This is a genomic window from Endozoicomonas sp. (assembly GCF_965196975.1).
In the GTDB taxonomy this organism is placed as follows: domain Bacteria; phylum Pseudomonadota; class Gammaproteobacteria; order Pseudomonadales; family Endozoicomonadaceae; genus Endozoicomonas.
On the sequence record NZ_OZ239981.1, the window covers coordinates 1,485,187 to 1,501,547 of the forward strand.

Annotated in this window: 13 protein-coding genes and 7 tRNA genes; 4 read left to right on the forward strand and 16 right to left on the reverse strand. The window is 46.3% G+C overall.

The window, feature by feature from the left end; genetic code table 11:
* Positions 1–86: 86 nt before the first annotated feature.
* The 12 genes from ACOCLE_RS06440 to ACOCLE_RS06495 all read right to left on the reverse strand — a co-directional run bounded on the left by ACOCLE_RS06440 (position 87) and on the right by ACOCLE_RS06495 (position 6,459).
* The gene (locus ACOCLE_RS06440) at positions 87–485 is read right to left on the reverse strand and encodes a hypothetical protein (RefSeq protein ID WP_419536011.1); all 399 of its coding nucleotides are present in this window, start codon (positions 483–485) and stop codon (positions 87–89) included.
* A 133-nt stretch (positions 486–618) separates the two neighbouring features.
* Positions 619–1,197, reverse strand: a complete 579-nt coding sequence (locus ACOCLE_RS06445; protein ID WP_419536012.1) for a DJ-1 family glyoxalase III — start codon at positions 1,195–1,197, stop codon at positions 619–621.
* 303 nt (positions 1,198–1,500) lie between these two features.
* Positions 1,501–2,322: a patatin-like phospholipase family protein gene (locus ACOCLE_RS06450; protein WP_419536013.1), complete on the reverse strand. Its 822-nt coding sequence runs from the start codon at positions 2,320–2,322 to the stop codon at positions 1,501–1,503.
* A 97-nt stretch (positions 2,323–2,419) separates the two neighbouring features.
* Positions 2,420–2,496 (reverse strand) — tRNA-Met (locus ACOCLE_RS06455).
* A gap of 57 nt (positions 2,497–2,553) precedes the next feature.
* Positions 2,554–2,630: transfer RNA gene (locus ACOCLE_RS06460), tRNA-Met, on the reverse strand.
* A 57-nt stretch (positions 2,631–2,687) separates the two neighbouring features.
* Positions 2,688–2,764: transfer RNA gene (locus tag ACOCLE_RS06465), tRNA-Met, on the reverse strand.
* A gap of 57 nt (positions 2,765–2,821) precedes the next feature.
* A tRNA-Met gene (locus ACOCLE_RS06470) sits at positions 2,822–2,898 on the reverse strand.
* A gap of 57 nt (positions 2,899–2,955) precedes the next feature.
* Positions 2,956–3,032, reverse strand: a tRNA-Met gene (locus ACOCLE_RS06475).
* A gap of 57 nt (positions 3,033–3,089) precedes the next feature.
* A tRNA-Met gene (locus tag ACOCLE_RS06480) sits at positions 3,090–3,166 on the reverse strand.
* Positions 3,167–3,223: 57 nt separating this feature from the next.
* Positions 3,224–3,300, reverse strand: a tRNA-Met gene (locus ACOCLE_RS06485).
* 127 nt (positions 3,301–3,427) lie between these two features.
* Positions 3,428–5,377: an acetate--CoA ligase gene (acs, locus tag ACOCLE_RS06490; RefSeq protein WP_419536014.1), complete on the reverse strand. Its 1,950-nt coding sequence runs from the start codon at positions 5,375–5,377 to the stop codon at positions 3,428–3,430.
* A gap of 38 nt (positions 5,378–5,415) precedes the next feature.
* The gene (locus ACOCLE_RS06495) at positions 5,416–6,459 is read right to left on the reverse strand and encodes a transposase (protein WP_419533005.1); all 1,044 of its coding nucleotides are present in this window, start codon (positions 6,457–6,459) and stop codon (positions 5,416–5,418) included.
* Positions 6,460–6,868: 409 nt separating this feature from the next.
* Between ACOCLE_RS06495 and ACOCLE_RS06500 the strand changes: the two genes are divergently transcribed.
* Complete coding sequence (locus tag ACOCLE_RS06500) at positions 6,869–9,676, forward strand: PAS-domain containing protein (RefSeq protein ID WP_419536015.1); 2,808 nt, start codon at positions 6,869–6,871, stop codon at positions 9,674–9,676.
* On the opposite strand, the gene tnpC is transcribed toward ACOCLE_RS06500, so the two are convergent.
* Positions 9,627–11,132, reverse strand: a complete 1,506-nt coding sequence (tnpC, locus tag ACOCLE_RS06505) for an IS66 family transposase (protein WP_419532963.1) — start codon at positions 11,130–11,132, stop codon at positions 9,627–9,629. The genes ACOCLE_RS06500 and tnpC overlap by 50 nt on opposite strands.
* Before the next feature lie 94 nt (positions 11,133–11,226).
* Between tnpC and ACOCLE_RS06510 the strand changes: the two genes are divergently transcribed.
* Positions 11,227–11,979, forward strand: a complete 753-nt coding sequence (locus ACOCLE_RS06510; protein WP_419537162.1) for a hybrid sensor histidine kinase/response regulator — start codon at positions 11,227–11,229, stop codon at positions 11,977–11,979.
* Here the strand turns inward: ACOCLE_RS06510 and ACOCLE_RS06515 are convergent.
* Entirely contained in the window at positions 11,976–12,644 is a 669-nt protein-coding gene (locus ACOCLE_RS06515; protein WP_419536016.1) for a response regulator transcription factor, read from the reverse strand. The genes ACOCLE_RS06510 and ACOCLE_RS06515 overlap by 4 nt on opposite strands.
* Positions 12,645–12,816: 172 nt before the next feature.
* Here ACOCLE_RS06515 and ACOCLE_RS06520 point away from each other — a divergent pair, with 172 nt between their 5' ends.
* Positions 12,817–13,569, forward strand: coding sequence for a hypothetical protein (locus ACOCLE_RS06520; protein ID WP_419536017.1), 753 nt, complete (start codon positions 12,817–12,819; stop codon positions 13,567–13,569).
* A gap of 70 nt (positions 13,570–13,639) precedes the next feature.
* Here ACOCLE_RS06520 and ACOCLE_RS06525 read toward each other — a convergent pair whose 3' ends face one another.
* Positions 13,640–14,293: a lysophospholipid acyltransferase family protein gene (locus ACOCLE_RS06525; protein ID WP_419536018.1), complete on the reverse strand. Its 654-nt coding sequence runs from the start codon at positions 14,291–14,293 to the stop codon at positions 13,640–13,642.
* Positions 14,294–14,529: 236 nt separating this feature from the next.
* On the opposite strand from ACOCLE_RS06525, the gene dinB reads away from it, so the two are divergent.
* Positions 14,530–15,678: a DNA polymerase IV gene (dinB, locus tag ACOCLE_RS06530; protein ID WP_419536019.1), complete on the forward strand. Its 1,149-nt coding sequence runs from the start codon at positions 14,530–14,532 to the stop codon at positions 15,676–15,678.
* Here the strand turns inward: dinB and ACOCLE_RS06535 are convergent.
* Positions 15,641–16,162, reverse strand: coding sequence for a paraquat-inducible protein A (locus ACOCLE_RS06535; protein ID WP_419536020.1), 522 nt, complete (start codon positions 16,160–16,162; stop codon positions 15,641–15,643). The genes dinB and ACOCLE_RS06535 overlap by 38 nt on opposite strands.
* Between the last annotated feature and the right edge of the window lie 199 nt (positions 16,163–16,361).

Here is a 16,361-nt window from a genome sequence, read left to right on the forward strand (position 1 = left end):
AATATGCAGACTATCGATTCCGTACCTGAAGCTGGATCAGTCTTTTTGATTTCAAGTTATCCAAGATGTTTCAGGGCAGCAGTCAGTTAAGCTGACTGCTGGTCATGGTTAGAAAAATAGCGGTGTAAAATTTCAGGGTCATCTTTCAAGGCGTTAAACGCTTCTTTGGAATTTGTCGGAGTTATACTGGTACGATGAAGCTTCATGCGACGTATTGAGGCATCAAACCAAAACCAGTTTTTGTCTTCAGTAAGACATAACGCTCTGACAGAATAGCTAGTTGATGGGACGAACGGTAGAGGCATTCCACTGACTAGTTGTTTTCTGACGATGGTGGAATTTTGACAAGAGTATGTGACGTTCTGGTAAATCCTCTCGAAGCGATTGAATTCATGACCAAACATCTTGTTTGCCATGATGTCCTGTTTTTGACTCAGGTAATACAGTGCAAAAATGCTAGCCACAATCAGGATAAAGCTTTCCATTTTTCATACCTCGTGGGTTAATGCACTGGGCTTCCCTGAAGTTACGGAAAACCCTTATATCTATTCTATACGCATTTGTACAACTGTGTTCAATTAACATCGCTGTTGTGATTGGTATTTTGCTGGAAAGGGGTTACAAGGCCCAGTCTGCAATCATCTGTTTAGCTATCGGCCGAAAAGCGTCTTTTCCATAGAGGGCGTCAATTAATTTGAATGAAAAGCCCATAGCATTTCCTGGGCCTTGGGCTGTTATTACCCTTTTTTTATCGTCCACTACTATGCCGTTTCCAGGGTGTGGTAAGGCCCCTTCCATTTGATCCATAAAGCTGGGATAGCAGGTTGAGTGTACGTTATCCAGTAAACCGTGGTGAGCAAGAACTACGGCAGGGGAGGCACATATGGCAGCATACCATTTTCCAGCCTTTTGCTGATCATGAAGTAGTGCTATGAGTGGTTTGCAGTTCTTAAGGTTCTCTGCACCGGGCATTCCTCCTGGGAGGACGATCAGATGGAACTGATTTCCTGTGCAGGCTTCTATATGTACATCTGCTGTGATCTGTGTTTTTTGTGAAGCGGTGATGGTTTGACTTCCATCTGGAAGGCAGCTGGCAACAGTAACTTGAGCTCCCGCTCTCCTGAGAGTGTCTATGATAGTCACAACTTCAATGTCTTCAGAGCCATCAGCAACTGGGATGAGAACCTGTCTTGGCATGGTAGACCCTCATTAGAAAGTGGGGTATTAAGTAAATGTGAAGCGTCTGCAGCTAAAGGCCGTATACGATCTTTTGCGGGTATTTAAAACTGAGAGACAAAGCTTCTGTATATTGGCTTTCTACTGCGCAAAGTCACACTACACAATGAGAAATAATGAATAACAGGGTTGTTTTATCACCGTTTTCAGTTCGCATTAAGATATTTAAACAGGCTCTTGTGCCGACAGAATTTTAATCTAGCAGATAGTTAAGATTGGTGAGACAAATTTGATGGCGAAATGATGCTGGGTTGAAGTGGAGCTCTATTCCAGCTGTTCAGCAAGGCTGTAGCCAATGGAGTAGCCACTGTGGTAGTCAGAAACAAGGTGGCTTCTATGCCTTGTTCCTCTGGAGGTATTCAGTGGCTTCAGTGGAGAGATATGAATGAGCTGTACACTTGTGCTTTGTGAAATAGATTCAGCAAAGTCCGCCGCCTGATTGTAAATAATATTCTGATCTTTTATTAGCATTGATACTGCTGGCATTTGGCGATTTTGCCAGGCATAAACCCTTGATCCGGTCGTAGATCGTTTACGAAAGTTTGCTTGTCTGGTTCTAAGTACAACGATCTGAGTATGACCGTCATCAATAGCTTTTTGTATTGGCAGGGGGTCTGATAAGCTGCCATCGGTCAAGGCATGGTTGTTAATCAATACCGGCTTTCGATAAATCATGGGTAAGGCACTGCTTGCCTTCAATGTGTCGTTGATAACCTCATTTGGAGTGTTGCTGTCTATGCTGTGATAAACAGGTTTTCCGGTATCAATGCATGTGCTGACAACGGTAAAGCGTTGAGTATTCAGCCTTTTTCTGAAACGGGCAAAATTTAACGTGTTTTGCTGTGAGAGTTTCTGGAAAAACCAGTCCAGATCAAATAGATTCCCGCCTCTGATGTGACGCAAAATGCTGATAAAATCTGAGTCAAGGCATAGATTGGTATAGATATCCAGATTACGACCACGTTGGCCCGCAATAAATGAACTGTGGTTCAGGGCGCCAGAAGATACGCCATAGTATCCATCGAAAGCTCTGACTCTTTTATCAAGAAAAGCATCCAAAATGCCAGCGGTGAAGATTCCACGCATGCCACCACCTTCAACAACAAGCGCTCTTTTAACTGATGAAGAAGGGGCATCGTGTTGAATGATGGGTATTTATGAGGTTTTGAATATATAGATAAGGTGGTTGCGGGAGCCGGATTCGAACCAACGACCTTCGGGTTATGAGCCCGACGAGCTACCAGACTGCTCCATCCCGCGAAAAAACTGTTCAGCCGATCCCTTTAAAAAAGAAGGGAACATCAACTGCTTTAAAAGTGGTTGCGGGAGCCGGATTCGAACCAACGACCTTCGGGTTATGAGCCCGACGAGCTACCAGACTGCTCCATCCCGCGACAAAACTGTTCAGCCGATCCCTTTAAAAAAGAAGGGAGCATCAACTGCTTTAAAAGTGGTTGCGGGAGCCGGATTCGAACCAACGACCTTCGGGTTATGAGCCCGACGAGCTACCAGACTGCTCCATCCCGCGACAAAACTGTTCAGCCGATCCCTTTAAAAAAGAAGGGAACATCAACTGCTTTAAAAGTGGTTGCGGGAGCCGGATTCGAACCAACGACCTTCGGGTTATGAGCCCGACGAGCTACCAGACTGCTCCATCCCGCGACAAAACTGTTCAGCCGATCCCTTTAAAAAAGAAGGGAACATCAACTGCTTTAAAAGTGGTTGCGGGAGCCGGATTCGAACCAACGACCTTCGGGTTATGAGCCCGACGAGCTACCAGACTGCTCCATCCCGCGACAAAACTGTTCAGCCGATCCCTTTAAAAAAGAAGGGAACATCAACTGCTTTAAAAGTGGTTGCGGGAGCCGGATTCGAACCAACGACCTTCGGGTTATGAGCCCGACGAGCTACCAGACTGCTCCATCCCGCGACAAAACTGTTCAGCCGATCCCTTTAAAAAAGAAGGGAACATCAACTGCTTTAAAAGTGGTTGCGGGAGCCGGATTCGAACCGACGACCTTCGGGTTATGAGCCCGACGAGCTACCAGGCTGCTCCATCCCGCGTCGAAAGAGAGGCGAATTATAGGGACGCTGGTTATAATGTCAAGGATTACCTGCTGTGACAGGGGGGAGAGTAGAAGTACGTGCGGTATTGGCTATAGAAGGAATACCGCACGACAATTGACAGTTACTAACTGGCTACTGCTTTATTAGCGATTAATTGATTCACTACTTCAGGGTCCGCCAGAGTTGAAGTGTCTCCCAGGTTTTCGTATTCATCAGCGGCTATCTTACGAAGAATTCGCCTCATAATTTTTCCTGACCGGGTTTTGGGCAGTCCCGGGGCCCACTGAATAATATCGGGGGTAGCAATAGGCCCTATTTCTTTTCGCACCCAGTCCTTCAGGTTCTTTTTCAGGTCTTCACTGGTGTCTATCCCACTATTGAGTGTGACATAAACATAGATACCCTGGCCCTTGATATCGTGTGGGAAGCCAACAACCGCGGCTTCGGCTACCTGCTGATGAGCGACCATTGCTGATTCTATTTCTGCCGTGCCCATACGGTGGCCTGAAACATTGATGACATCATCCACACGACCGGTGATCCAGTAGTAGCCATCATCATCCCTTCGAGCTCCGTCACCGGTTGTATACATACCTTTAAAAGATGAGAAGTAGGTCTGTACAAAACGTTCGTGATCTCCATAGACGGTTCTGGCTTGTCCAGGCCAGCTATCCAGAATGACCAGATTGCCCTCTCCGGGACCATGGATAAGGCGACCCATGTTATCCACCAGGGCTGGCTGAACACCAAAGAACGGCCGTGTTGCAGAACCGGGCTTAAGGTCAGTGGCTCCTGGAAGTGGAGTCAGCATGGCAGCACCGGTTTCGGTCTGCCACCAGGTGTCGACGATAGGGCAGCGCTCTTCGCCAATTGTTGAGTAGTACCAGCTCCAAGCCTCGGGGTTAATAGGCTCACCTACCGAGCCTAACAGTCTCAGCGAATTGCGATGAGTATCTTTGACTGCGGCATCACCCTCTGCCATTAATGCACGGATAGCCGTAGGTGCGATGTACAGAATATTCACACCGTGTTTATCAATGATTTTGCTGATGCGATTGGTTTCCGGATAATTGGGTAAACCTTCATGCATCACAATCGTTGCGCCATTCAATAAAGGGCCATAGGTAACGTATGAATGTCCGGTAATCCAGCCAACGTCAGCATTACACCAGAATACTTCGCCGGGTTTATAGTCAAATACATACTGATGGGTCATGGATGCGTATACCAGATAGCCACCTGTGGTATGCATGACGCCTTTTGGCTTCCCGGTAGATCCTGAAGTGTAGAGGATAAAGAGTGGGTCCTCGGCATTCATCTCCCTGGCTTCGCAGTGTGGTGAAGTGAGTGCTGTTAACTCCTGCCACCAGACATCACGGTGACGATGCCAGGCGATATCGGCACCTGTGTGCTTGAGAACAATGACTTTCTCAATGGTGTGTGTGTCAGGGTGTGTCAGTGCCTCATCGACGTTTGTTTTGAGAGGCACCGTGCGCCCACCTCGAACCCCTTCATCTGCGGTAACAACAATCTTTGCTTTGGAGTCAATGATTCTTCCTGCCAGTGCTTCCGGTGAAAATCCACCAAACACCACAGAGTGAATTGCGCCTATACGACTACAGGCCAGCATAGCAACGGTGGCTTCGATGACCATCGGCATATAGATCGCGACAACATCACCTTTGCGGACTCCCTGACTCTTTAATGCATTGGCAAAACGGCAGACAAGCTCGTGCAGTTCCCGGTAGGTCACCTTTCTTGCTTCACCTTCGTCATCCGGTTCCCAGATAATGGCCAGCTGGTCACCTCTCTCTTCCAGATGCCGGTCAAGGCAGTTGTGGGAAGCATTGGTGGTACCATCATAAAACCAATTGATACTGACGAAGTGGTCATCAAAAGAGACTTTTCTCACTTTGGAGAAAGGCTGGAACCAGTCGATGCGCTGGCCGTGTTCGCGCCAAAAGCCTTCAGGGTTGATGATGGATTGCTGATACATTTCCAGGTACTGGTCGTTGTTAACCAGTGTGTTTTCAAGAACAGCGGACTTTACTGGATAAACGGAGGTGTCAGACATATCACTTCCCTTAGTTTTGTTATTGTTATTTATAGAACTTACGCATTGACAGCTCTGATAAAAGATGGTCTCAGCCAGTCTTTACCATCAGAGAAGCTCTTAATGAAGTCCCAAATAGCATCCTTGAGCGCATCATTCTTAACGCGATAGATGCTACTGAGAGATTCAGATACTTTCTTGGCCTGAAGGCAGGCATACCCAAAGATAGAGGCAAAAATATGGTTCCTGACCTGCTGCTTTCCTCTCACCTGAAAGCGCTCAATACTGCAGAGTTGTTTCAGCGCCCGGTGATACTCTTCGATCGCCCAATGGTGCAGGTGAAGTTCATTAAAGCCTACCTGTGGTGATACCTCTGATCCAGCATGGGGTGTGTAGACGACGTAATGGCGCAGCTCGTTTTTTAGCCGCGTCCGGTACAAACGCACAGAACCAAAATTACGTAGCCAAACGGTTATTCCCTCTTCAGGAATCTCCAGGCTCTGCACTTGTTGGTAGTCACCCTTTTGGATAGAAACAGTACGGTTGCTTTTAACGGCAAACATAAAACCCAGACCGTTGTTTTTCACAGTCTTCAGGTTTGCGGCACTGCTATACCAGGAATCCCCCGTAACAAATGCAGGTCGTAAGCCCCATACAAGTACTTCTTTCAGCATCTCGAGAAAATAATCATTTTTGGACTTTCCGTCCGCAGAGTCATAGATACGGAAATTGACAGGAAGGCTATAGCCTTTGATATCGGTGTAATAGAGCGTTATGAGATTAATGCCCTTGACGGCTTTATGATGCTTGCCCGAGTAATGATAGCCGATGAATGCCGTGTAGTTACTGTACGGCTTATCCAGCACCGTATCATCAACCGATAGCGTGCCCCCATCAAGAATCAGCCTTGCGGCTACTTCCATGAAAAGGTCATTGGGAGCAAAGTCTTCACGTTGTAGAAAACGGTTAACGCTGTGGTGTGACATATCTCCGATCTCACTAAGGCGAGTACAGGTTGCTGATTTCGGCTCACACAATAGAAACCCTGTATATTTCGGCAAATCACACCCAGCTGTTGTAGGTCTTGTTATCTTTCTACGCACGACGACATCCGCTATTTTTTGCTGATCTAGCAATTTTTACAGCTGCCTGTCAATGCGAAAGTCCTAATTTAGTTCAAAATGACTCAGGGCGGTTCTTTTTATATTTTTCAGTTTGAGCAATTGCTCGAAAAAAACGACTGTGGACGCATTTATTAACGTGTTCTCAGTTTAGGATTTATGGGGATTTCTGGTATTAGACTTTGGTCTTAACCTGTATCAGAAAAGTATCCGTTCTGGGCTTGTCTAAATAATAACCCTATCATTATTTCGAATACTACCGGTAGTATCAGTCTCCTGACTGATGTGTATCAGGGGCGACATACCATTGGATCAGGTGTATATTTCGCTGAAACAAGCCACAGAAAACTCTGCTTTGGCTGCTGAAATATGACTCATAAGAATAATAGCTATGTCTGGATGGATACTGGCCCTTATTGCAACGGTGTACGTTGCCTGTCTGTTTGTTGCCGCCTGGTTTGGTGATTATCGGGGGGCTACTTTCAGGAAACGTTGGCAGCCGTTGATTTACAGCCTTTCTCTGGCGGTTTACTGTACTTCCTGGACTTTTTTCGGCGCAGTTGGGCAGGCCAGTGAAAACCTATGGTCATTTATTCCAATCTACCTTGGTCCCATCCTGGTTTTTGTTCTTTTCTGGAAACTGCTGGTTAAGCTGATCACTGTCAGTAAGCGGGAGAACATTACTTCTATTGCTGACTTTATCGCTTCCCGTCATGGTCGTTCCCACTTTATGGCGATTCTGGTGACCCTAATTCTGGTCATTGGCGTGCTCCCCTATATAGCGCTGCAGCTAAAAGCCATTGTAATGGGCTTTGCTCAGCTAACAAATGACAGTCTTGGGCCTGGCCGATGGTCCCGTGAAGATCTGGCATTAGCCATTACCGTAACCCTGACTGTTTTTGTCATTATGTTTGGTACTCGAAAGCTGGATGCTACCGAGCATCAGAATGGCATTATGACGGCAATTGCCTTTGAGTCTCTGGTCAAACTCTCTGTATTTCTGTTGGTTGGAGGCTGGGTCACGTGGGCTGCCCTGGATCATATTCATCTTGATGGCATCATTCAGCAGGGTAGCCGGAATGCAGATTTCAGCTGGTTTGATAGTGTTTTCATGCCTACGGTAATGGCTATGACGGCCATACTGTGTTTGCCCCGACAGTTTCATGTCACAGTCGTTGAAAACAGCAGCATTGAGGATTTCTATAAGGCTCGATGGCTTTTCCCTACCTATCTGGTATTGCTGGCTCTGTTTGTGGTTCCACTGGCGCTGGCCGGCAATCAACTATTGGGCAGTGATGTGCCCGGCGATGCCTATTTGATTGAACTGCCAAAGCTAATGGGTAGCTTGCCAATGGCTGTGCTGGCTTTTCTGGGGGGCGTATCTGCTGCCATCAGCATGGTGATTGTTGCAACACTTGCTTTGACAACCATGGTATCCAATGAAATTTTAATGCCACTACTGCTGCGCAGAAATAATCACAGCTATAGGGATAGCAATGACTTTTACCGGTTCAGTGGGCTTCTGCTGACGGTAAGGCGTACGACGATTGTTATTTTATTAATGATGTCATGGGTTGTTTATCGGCTGCTTGAAGGTTCGGGGTCTCTGGCAGCTATTGGTCAGATGTCATTTTCGGCCGTTGCTCAACTTGCACCGGTGTTGCTCGGTAGCCTTTACATCAAAGAAAGCAATTCTAAAGCAGCCGCTGGTGGTTTACTCGTGGGTTTCACAGTCTGGCTTTTCTGTCTGGTGGTACCAGTACTGGTTGAAGTCTCATGGCTGGACTCTGGTATTGTTCAGTACGGAGTTTTTGGTTATGAGTGGCTAAAGCCGGGGAGTCTTTTTGGCCTTAATATGACTGATACGGTCACAGGAGCGACTCTGGTCGCGTTATCCCTGAATACGTTTATTTATTTATGCGGGTGTCTCTATCTGAGGCCTGGTATTGAGGAGAGAAGGCAGTCCCGTAAGTTCGTTGATGCGGTCCTTTCTGAGGACGGTGTTTTTCTGGATGCCGCCATTAAGGTAGGAGAGCTTGAACAGCTGGCCACCCGTTTTGTCAGTAAAAACCGGGTGCATGGTGTTATTCAGAGCTTTGAGTCCGGAGACAGAGGACTTCTTTTTGGAGCGCTGGAGAGTAATCAACAGGCAGAGCCTCAGCTGGTGGCAGCGATTGAGCGGTTGCTGGCAGGAACACTGGGGGCATCATCGGCCCGTATTGTTATGAAGTCGCTTGTTCATGGGAATGTCGGGCTTGAAGAGGTTCAGGCCATGGTGGACGAGGCCTCTGAAGTGTTTCAGTTCAACCGGGAACTGCTCCAGGGAGCAATTGAGCATATCAGTATGGGGGTCAGTGTTGTTGATCGTAACCTGGAGTTAGTTGCCTGGAATCAACAGTACCTGGAGTTGTTTGATTACCCAAATGGCTTGATTAAGGTAGGTCGCCCCATCGCTGATATGATTCGGCATAATGCTTTAAATGGGCTCTGTGGGGCAGGGGAAGTCGATCATCACGTCAATAAACGACTGTCCTATATGAGGAATGGGACGGCTCATCGTTCAGAAAGGCGACGACAGGATGGCAGGGTGATCCAGATTCAGGGAAATCCGATGCCTGGGGGTGGCTTTGTCATGACCTTCACGGATATTACCGGGTTCCGTCAGGTTGAAAATGCATTGAAAGACGTGAATGAAAGCCTGGAGCACCGGGTACAGGAGCGGACAAAAGAGCTTTCTTTGTTAAATGTGCAACTATTGGGAGCAAAGTCTCAGGCAGAGAAAGCGAATCATCTGCGCTCACGTTTTTTTGCCGCGATCAGTCATGACCTGATGCAACCAATGAATGCGGCGCGACTGTTTACTGCCTCCATGGAGCTGGAAGCAAAGGGAAGCGTACATGAAGAGCTGGCGAAAAATATCAGCAATTCATTGAGGTCTGCCGAGCATTTATTGACCGATTTACTGGACATGTCACGAATTGAAGCTGGAAAGATGGCAGTAAATTTTCGGAATTTGCCGGTAATGGATGTTCTGGAACCCTTGAAGTCTGAGTTTTCCCTTTTGTCGAGGGAAGATGGTCTGATATTCAGGGTGGTGAAATCAGACGCATGGATAAAAACCGATCCGGTTCTGCTTAGAAGAATCGTAACTATTCAGCACCCAGCAAAGGCGTATTGTTGTAATTTCGAACCGCTTTAAGAAGCGCCTGAAATATGTTCAACCCCTGCTTTTTAGCAGATGATAAATAGCTTCGGATTCGGGTAAACATGGTACCTCCGTCTTCGCTTCTGAAGCAGCCTGAGATCTTCTGCTTAAGTTTGGCCATCCTGGCATCACGTTCACTGCCATTGTTATCGAAGGGAATTGAAAAGTCCGACATGAAGCGCAACGTTTCAACCTTAAACTCAATAAGCCTTTTGAACAGGTTGTAGGCCTTGGTATTCCTGACCTTCTTACGTCCAAGCACCTGTCGTTGTTTTTCCATATAAGCGGTTTCCTTCGTGAGAGCCCTTTGAAGGATTTGGTCGTATATCGTCTCAATGCGAAGCTGTATTGCACCAGGCATTTGAGTCAGACCGGCTGCTTTGTATTTCTTGCAGAAGTGCCAGGAGAGCGTAAGCAATTTCATCAGCCGCAGAGCCAGCTTATTCGCATCCCTATCGACAACTCCCTGAAGCTCTCTCAGATGATGGGCATTACAAAGCACATGCACTGCCGCATAGGCAAAGTAGGACTTCCAATGATCGTGAACCAGAATGCCTGCAAAAGTCAGCAGGATGCCCATTGCATCCATTGCTTCACAACCTCGCCTTTCTGAGAGGTAGTAAAGCGTCCATTGGTCATCTCGCATAATGTGTAACCACCACAGTGAACCGTCAACCCGCATGCCAGTTTCATCCGCTCCTGCAACCGGACTTTCTTGTAAAGCATCGCGGATACTCTGCTCAGTAGAGGCCAGGTTCTCATGGGTATAGGCAACAAAATTGGCAACAGAGCCTGCGCTGACACTCATGCAATAAATAGTATTGAAATACTCAGACACCCGGTGATATGGGATGAAGTGATACTGGTTTAAATGAACAGCCATTGCCTGAGTCACTTCTCCGTATTGAGCAGCGGCTTTCACTCCTTGGGGAAACTCAGCGGTGTTCCGTTTACCACAAGGACATACTTTAACGTCTGCCCAGTACGCGGTAACTTCAAATTCTCCGGGTCTACCTGGATCAAAAACCTGTCGCTCAATGTATTTGGTGGGTTTAATATCGATAAGCGAAGACTGGCAACAGCAACATTTTTCAACCTTCAGATGCCTGACATAATCGGGTAAGGCGACACGTCTCAAACAAGAGCCTTGATGACCTTTCTGGCCACCTGGTTTATTGCCTGAAGATGGTCTAAGGCTTTTGGGGTTCGGTGTTTCCTGTGAGGAGCAGGGGGCTTCTTTGGAAGATGTATCACCTTTATCACTCCCTTTTTTACTGGGCTTTTGATAACCATCTGACGATGGTGGCTTACTACTGTTTTGACTGTTTTTATTAACCCTTTCTTCCAGTTCGCTGCAACGTTCCCGTAAAAGCGCATTCTCGGTCCGAAGCTCTTCATTCTCTTTAAGGAGAGCTTCGGTAAACGGAGTAGCTGGGAAGTCTGGTTCCATACTGGAGATTTGTTAGAAAAATTGAGTATAAGATGATGGTCGAAAAATCAGAAAATTCCAGATTTATATGAAGGGTGCTGAATAGTTACGAAGAATCTTACAAAATTTTCTTACCAATGCGTTTCGTTATGTTGAAAACACCAATAGACCTGGGAAAGTAATGTTGTGTTGTCGTTATATGAAAAATCAACAGCTGAAAATTGAGGTAAGGGATAACGGACAGGGCATACCACAAAACAAACAGGCGCTTATTTTTGCAGAATTTGAGCGCTTATCAACGGCGGTTAATGGGCTCGGCCTTGGGCTCTCTATAGCCAAAGGAATTGCCCAGATCCTTGGCGCAAAAATTTCCTTATCATCATCGCCCGGAGAAGGAGCTATTTTTTCCGTAGTGGTGCCTTTGGTAACTCGAAGCGTTTTGGAAAACAGAGTGATTTCTAATAATCCTGAAAACGGTGATATGGGATTAAAGATTCTTTGTGTTGATGATGAACTGGAGATTATCAAAGGTATGACCGGCTTGTTAACTCGTTGGGGGTGCAGGGTGGAGACTGCTCAAAATCATCAGGAAGCAATCCAGTCGCTTAAGGGTATGACACCGGATTTATTAATGGTTGATTATCAGATGGGTGATCAAGTCAACGGTATTGACTTGATTGAGCGTATTCGTGAGAGGTTAGGTTATCAAGCCGGTGCTGTTCTGGTCACAGCTAATCAACAGGATGACTTACGACAACAATGCCGTGAGCTGAATATCAGCTATTTGAGAAAGCCCGTGAAGCCCGCTGCGATGAGGGCAGTCCTGAATCGTTATGAAGCCGAAATCCACAGGGCAGAGACTGTTTAGTCTGGACTATCCTGGTCCTTTGTGTCTTGGCCAGGCATCTCAATTTCCAGCTCTTTAATGGCGATGACTGCCTGTGTCCTGCTTCGAACCCCCAGCTTCTTAAAAATAGCTGTCACGTGTGCCTTTATCGTCGCTTCTGAAACTTCCAGGTCATAGGCGATTTGTTTATTCAACATACCTTCACTGATCATTCCGAGAACCCTGAATTGTTGGGGGGTCAAGGTTGCCAGCCGGGCTTCAATGTCACTGGTTTCTTTGGATTCCGCAGGCTGGAAGTTAACAGGCCACCAGTTTTCACCTTCCAGAACTTTCAAGATGGCTGTTTTGAGGTCTTCCAATGGCGTGGATTTTGGAATAAAGCCATTGGCACCATGATTTTTTGTTTTTTGTATGACCTGCTGGTCATCAGAAGCTGATACGACAACGACAGGAACGTCGGGGTATTGTCCTCTCAGAAAGATCAGTCCTGATAGGCCATGAGCTCCCGGCATATGCAAATCCAGTAAGATAAGGTCTGGGGAGGCGCTTTTTTCCAGCAGTGCCTGTAGCTCGGCAATTGAGCCGGCTTCCAAGATCATAGGTTCCTGAAGTGCATGACCAACTGAGGACTTTAGAGCAGTCCGGAATAAAGGATGGTCATCTGCAATTATTACTGTGTAATCCATTATTTGAGCTTGCCACTATAAGGTGGATTGGTCAATTGGTTTGATTTGTAAGAATAAAGAGCAAGACACAGAAGCTATTACTTAAGCATATGTAAATAAACCTCTTTATACAGGAACTAATTGATAATGAACTGGTCGTACTAATTGTAAGTGATTGATAATCGGGCAATACATGACGACTCCAGTTAGTAGCCATACAGAACTATGGACCAACATCTGCCAAAAGGAAAAGGTAGACATCGATTACCAGTTAAATGAGCCGCCTCTTGACAAAAATGGCGTTCGTATTGCCGATGGCGTTAGTTTGCATGATCAACGAAAAAACTCGCCCCTTAAAAAGGCGTGCACTCAGCTCTTGTGGCATTTACCGATACCGATATGCCCAAAAAACGCTCCATTTCAATTATCGTCCAAAGTTGGGTGTTGGCTGCAATTCTCCGTAGCCGCAGTTGGTACTGCACTAATCGGACTCTCTGTAAGTATAGTGACTGCTCCGGTTGGGATGGCGGCTTCCTATCTTTTGGGGTGCCCGAAGAGTTTTGCCGACTGGACGATAAAGGTTTGTCAAGTAACACTTTCTTTGTTCATAAACCCGATTACGGATCGTGTTTTTCCGCTCATTGGCTTCTATGTAGTCACCTCGGTAGCGGGAGTGATACCTACCGTAGCTTGGGCAGGACTGATGGTATATGAAGGTATCGAGATCTACTCCGCCTTTCGTAACGATAATTTCGAATGGGTGGAAAAAAGGGATAAGTGGCTGATGACCAGTACTTATAACGAGATAATGCGTGACTACATTGCGCCATTCCAGGATATGAATGGCAAAGATCTGAAAGATAGGGTTGTTGCTCTTTCAGGAAGCGCTTGTAGATTTTGCAAACAGTCGATTGATCAGTTTCAATCTGTTTTGTCTCAAACCTGAACGCCTGCTTAAAGGCGGTTTATGCTTGTCGGGGTGGGATAATAGCCTATCTCAAAGCGAGGCATGCGCATCATGTTTTATGCAAGTATGGCTTATGAGAGCAGTCCCTCTTTCTTTGAAGGCATTTCTGGGTGACGGGACTAAAATCCTCCGGGTATTTTCCATGGATATCTGCGTAGAACGCTTGGATTTCGGATAAATCTTTTTCCATATCATCGCCTGGCTCAATAATAGGTCCGAAACCGCCTGCTTTGTTTTTGAAATCTAAAAATGCCAGAACGATAGGAACCCCTGCATTTTTAGCCATGTGATAAAAACCAGTATGCCAGCGCTCTCCCCTGGAGCGTGTTCCTTCGGGACAGATCACTAATCCAAGCTTTCGATGTAATTTGAAGGTGCAGACAGTTTGCTCTACCAGGCTTCCTCTTCGGCATCGACCTTTTCGATCGAGGGGAATGCCTCCCATCCAACGCATAACCCAGTTACAAGGTCCCCAGAACAGGGTGTGCTTCCCCACCCAGTAACACTGAACACCGGTAGCCAGCCCAATCGCCATACCATAGATAAAGTCCCAGTTACTGGTATGAGGGGCTCCTACCAGAATGTACCTGGCCAAACGGGGCGCTTTGCCTTGAATTTCCCAGCCCATGGACTTTAGGAACAGCTTTGCCAATAGAGAGAGGGCCTGACTGATAATAGGCGTATTGAAAATCGTGGTTTGCATGATGCTGTGATTGCCTTGCTATCCTGGTTTACAGGAAGCGGTGTTGAAAACTATCAAAATAATGATCGCTTTAAACACAGCTTCAAAAACAGATAATGAGTATCTACAGCAGGGTTGCACTGGATCTTTCCCGGCTGCAAAAAGATAGTTTCTGGGTACTGGTGAACAGGCAATGAAGTGCTTGCCAAAATCTTTCTGTATGTATATACAGTGTTTATCCCGGAGCTATTTGGAACATGATGGACAGTAATGCCAACCTTCAGCAAAAGGTGATTCAACGAAAAATCATACATATTGATTTTGACGCCTTCTTTGCCAGTATTGAAATACGTGATAATCCGAGGTTGTCAGGGAAGCCTGTTGCTGTTGGGGGGGCTTCAGATCGCAGAGGAGTTATTGCCACTTGTAACTACGAAGCCAGAAGATTTGGGGTGCATTCAGCCATGTCGTCGGCACAGGCAATGAGGCTGTGTCCAGACCTTAAAATTATACCTCCCCGCTTTCCTGTCTATCGTGAAGCGTCTTTGCAGGCTCACGCTATTTTTCGCCAATATACTGATTTTATTGAACCTTTATCCCTGGATGAGGCTTACCTGGACGTTACTGGAACTGATCTTTGTCGAGGCAGTGCCACATTAATTGCCGAAGCTATTCGGCAGCAGATTTTCCAAAAACTGCATGTGACGGTCTCAGCTGGCGTGGCTCCAAATAAGTTTCTGGCTAAAATTGCCAGTGATTGGAATAAACCTAACGGTCTTTTTGTGATCACTCCAGACCAGGTAAGTAACTTTATTTTCGATCTGCCCGTGAAAAAAATTCATGGGGTTGGACGCGTTACTGCAGAGAAGCTTTACAAAAAAGGCATTAAGACCTGTGGGCAGTTACGTCAGTATTCTGTGCTTGAGCTAAGCCGTTGGTTTGGAAGTTTTGGTGAGCGATTGTGGGAGTTGTCGCGGGGGCAGGACGATCGAGAAGTACAGACCCGTCGACGCAGGAAGTCCCTCTCTGTTGAACATACCTATGATAGCGATCTCTCAGGGCTCCATGAAGTCAAAGCTCAAGTCGGACCATTGCTTGAAGAGCTTCAGAAACGATACAAGCGAATTGAAAATGAATATGAAGTTCATAAGCACGTTGTGAAGGTGAAGTTTGCAGATTTTACCCAGACCACCCTTGAGGAAAGTTTGCCGACAACTGGTGAAACCGTGAAAGATCATTTTACACAGCTGGTGGTAAAAGCCTGGGAACGGGAAGGGCGTCCAGTCAGGCTTCTTGGGTTAGGGGTCAGGCTTTTGGATCTGCGTGAAGAGAGTGTTTTGGAACAGCTTGAACTCTTCGAGAAGAAAGCTATTGGGTTGGGGGAGTCTTTAGTTCCCTTTCGATAAATTGTCCGAAGAAGTTGCTGATAACACAATAAGCAACAAACCAGTAAAAGCCGGAGTGGAGTTCTGCATCAAATTGTAGAATGGCATTTTCTACAGCGGACGAATTTGCTGCCAGAAAGGCGATTAATATGCCAATGGCAAAAACATCCGCCATGGACCATTTGCTTAATAAACTGTTCAGCTTTAGCAATTTGTGGTTTTTTTTCAGAAAATGCGCCAGAAAGAGTAAGCCAAGTTTTAAAATAGGAACCAATAGGCTGAAAGAGACAATCAGTAATGCCACCAGATGATAGCCACTTTTCCAGAGATCTTCAGCAGTACCAAGAATGGATCGTTTCTTTTCGTAAACTCTGGAGGTTCCTTTAACGTCAAGGCTGCCAATGAACTGCGTGGCTATGCTCGCCATGGCAGGATGAAGGTTCTGCTGTTGAATGACTTTTTTTCCCTCATTCAGCATCGCTTGACGATTGAGATCTGCCTTCATGGTTATCATGGGTTGTGTTAAGCCCGGAACCAGCAAACAAAGGGAGATGATTATCATTAAAGGGATCAATAATCTGGACGCTGTCATTTGTGAACTCATTCTTGTTCTTACCAGTATTCTCTGTGACCCATTAAGGTACTGTTATACGCTCTTTGGGACACTGAGTTTGCAACAAAATCGCTACTGGCTTTAATGTAGA

Bases quoted from the DNA above. Each gene is read 5' to 3' on its own strand.
- ACOCLE_RS06440 (WP_419536011.1), bottom strand. From the start codon at position 485: ATGGAAAGCTTTATCCTGATTGTGGCTAGCATTTTTGCACTGTATTAC.
- ACOCLE_RS06515 (WP_419536016.1), bottom strand. From the start codon at position 12,644: ATGGATTACACAGTAATAATTGCAGATGACCATCCTTTATTCCGGACT.
- ACOCLE_RS06525 (WP_419536018.1), bottom strand. From the start codon at position 14,293: ATGCAAACCACGATTTTCAATACGCCTATTATCAGTCAGGCCCTCTCT.
- dinB (WP_419536019.1), top strand. From the start codon at position 14,530: ATGATGGACAGTAATGCCAACCTTCAGCAAAAGGTGATTCAACGAAAA.
- acs (WP_419536014.1), bottom strand. From the start codon at position 5,377: ATGTCTGACACCTCCGTTTATCCAGTAAAGTCCGCTGTTCTTGAAAAC.
- ACOCLE_RS06500 (WP_419536015.1), top strand. From the start codon at position 6,869: ATGTCTGGATGGATACTGGCCCTTATTGCAACGGTGTACGTTGCCTGT.
- ACOCLE_RS06445 (WP_419536012.1), bottom strand. From the start codon at position 1,197: ATGCCAAGACAGGTTCTCATCCCAGTTGCTGATGGCTCTGAAGACATT.
- ACOCLE_RS06535 (WP_419536020.1), bottom strand. From the start codon at position 16,162: ATGAAGGCAGATCTCAATCGTCAAGCGATGCTGAATGAGGGAAAAAAA.
- ACOCLE_RS06520 (WP_419536017.1), top strand. From the start codon at position 12,817: ATGACGACTCCAGTTAGTAGCCATACAGAACTATGGACCAACATCTGC.
- ACOCLE_RS06450 (WP_419536013.1), bottom strand. From the start codon at position 2,322: ATGCGTGGAATCTTCACCGCTGGCATTTTGGATGCTTTTCTTGATAAA.
- tnpC (WP_419532963.1), bottom strand. From the start codon at position 11,132: ATGGAACCAGACTTCCCAGCTACTCCGTTTACCGAAGCTCTCCTTAAA.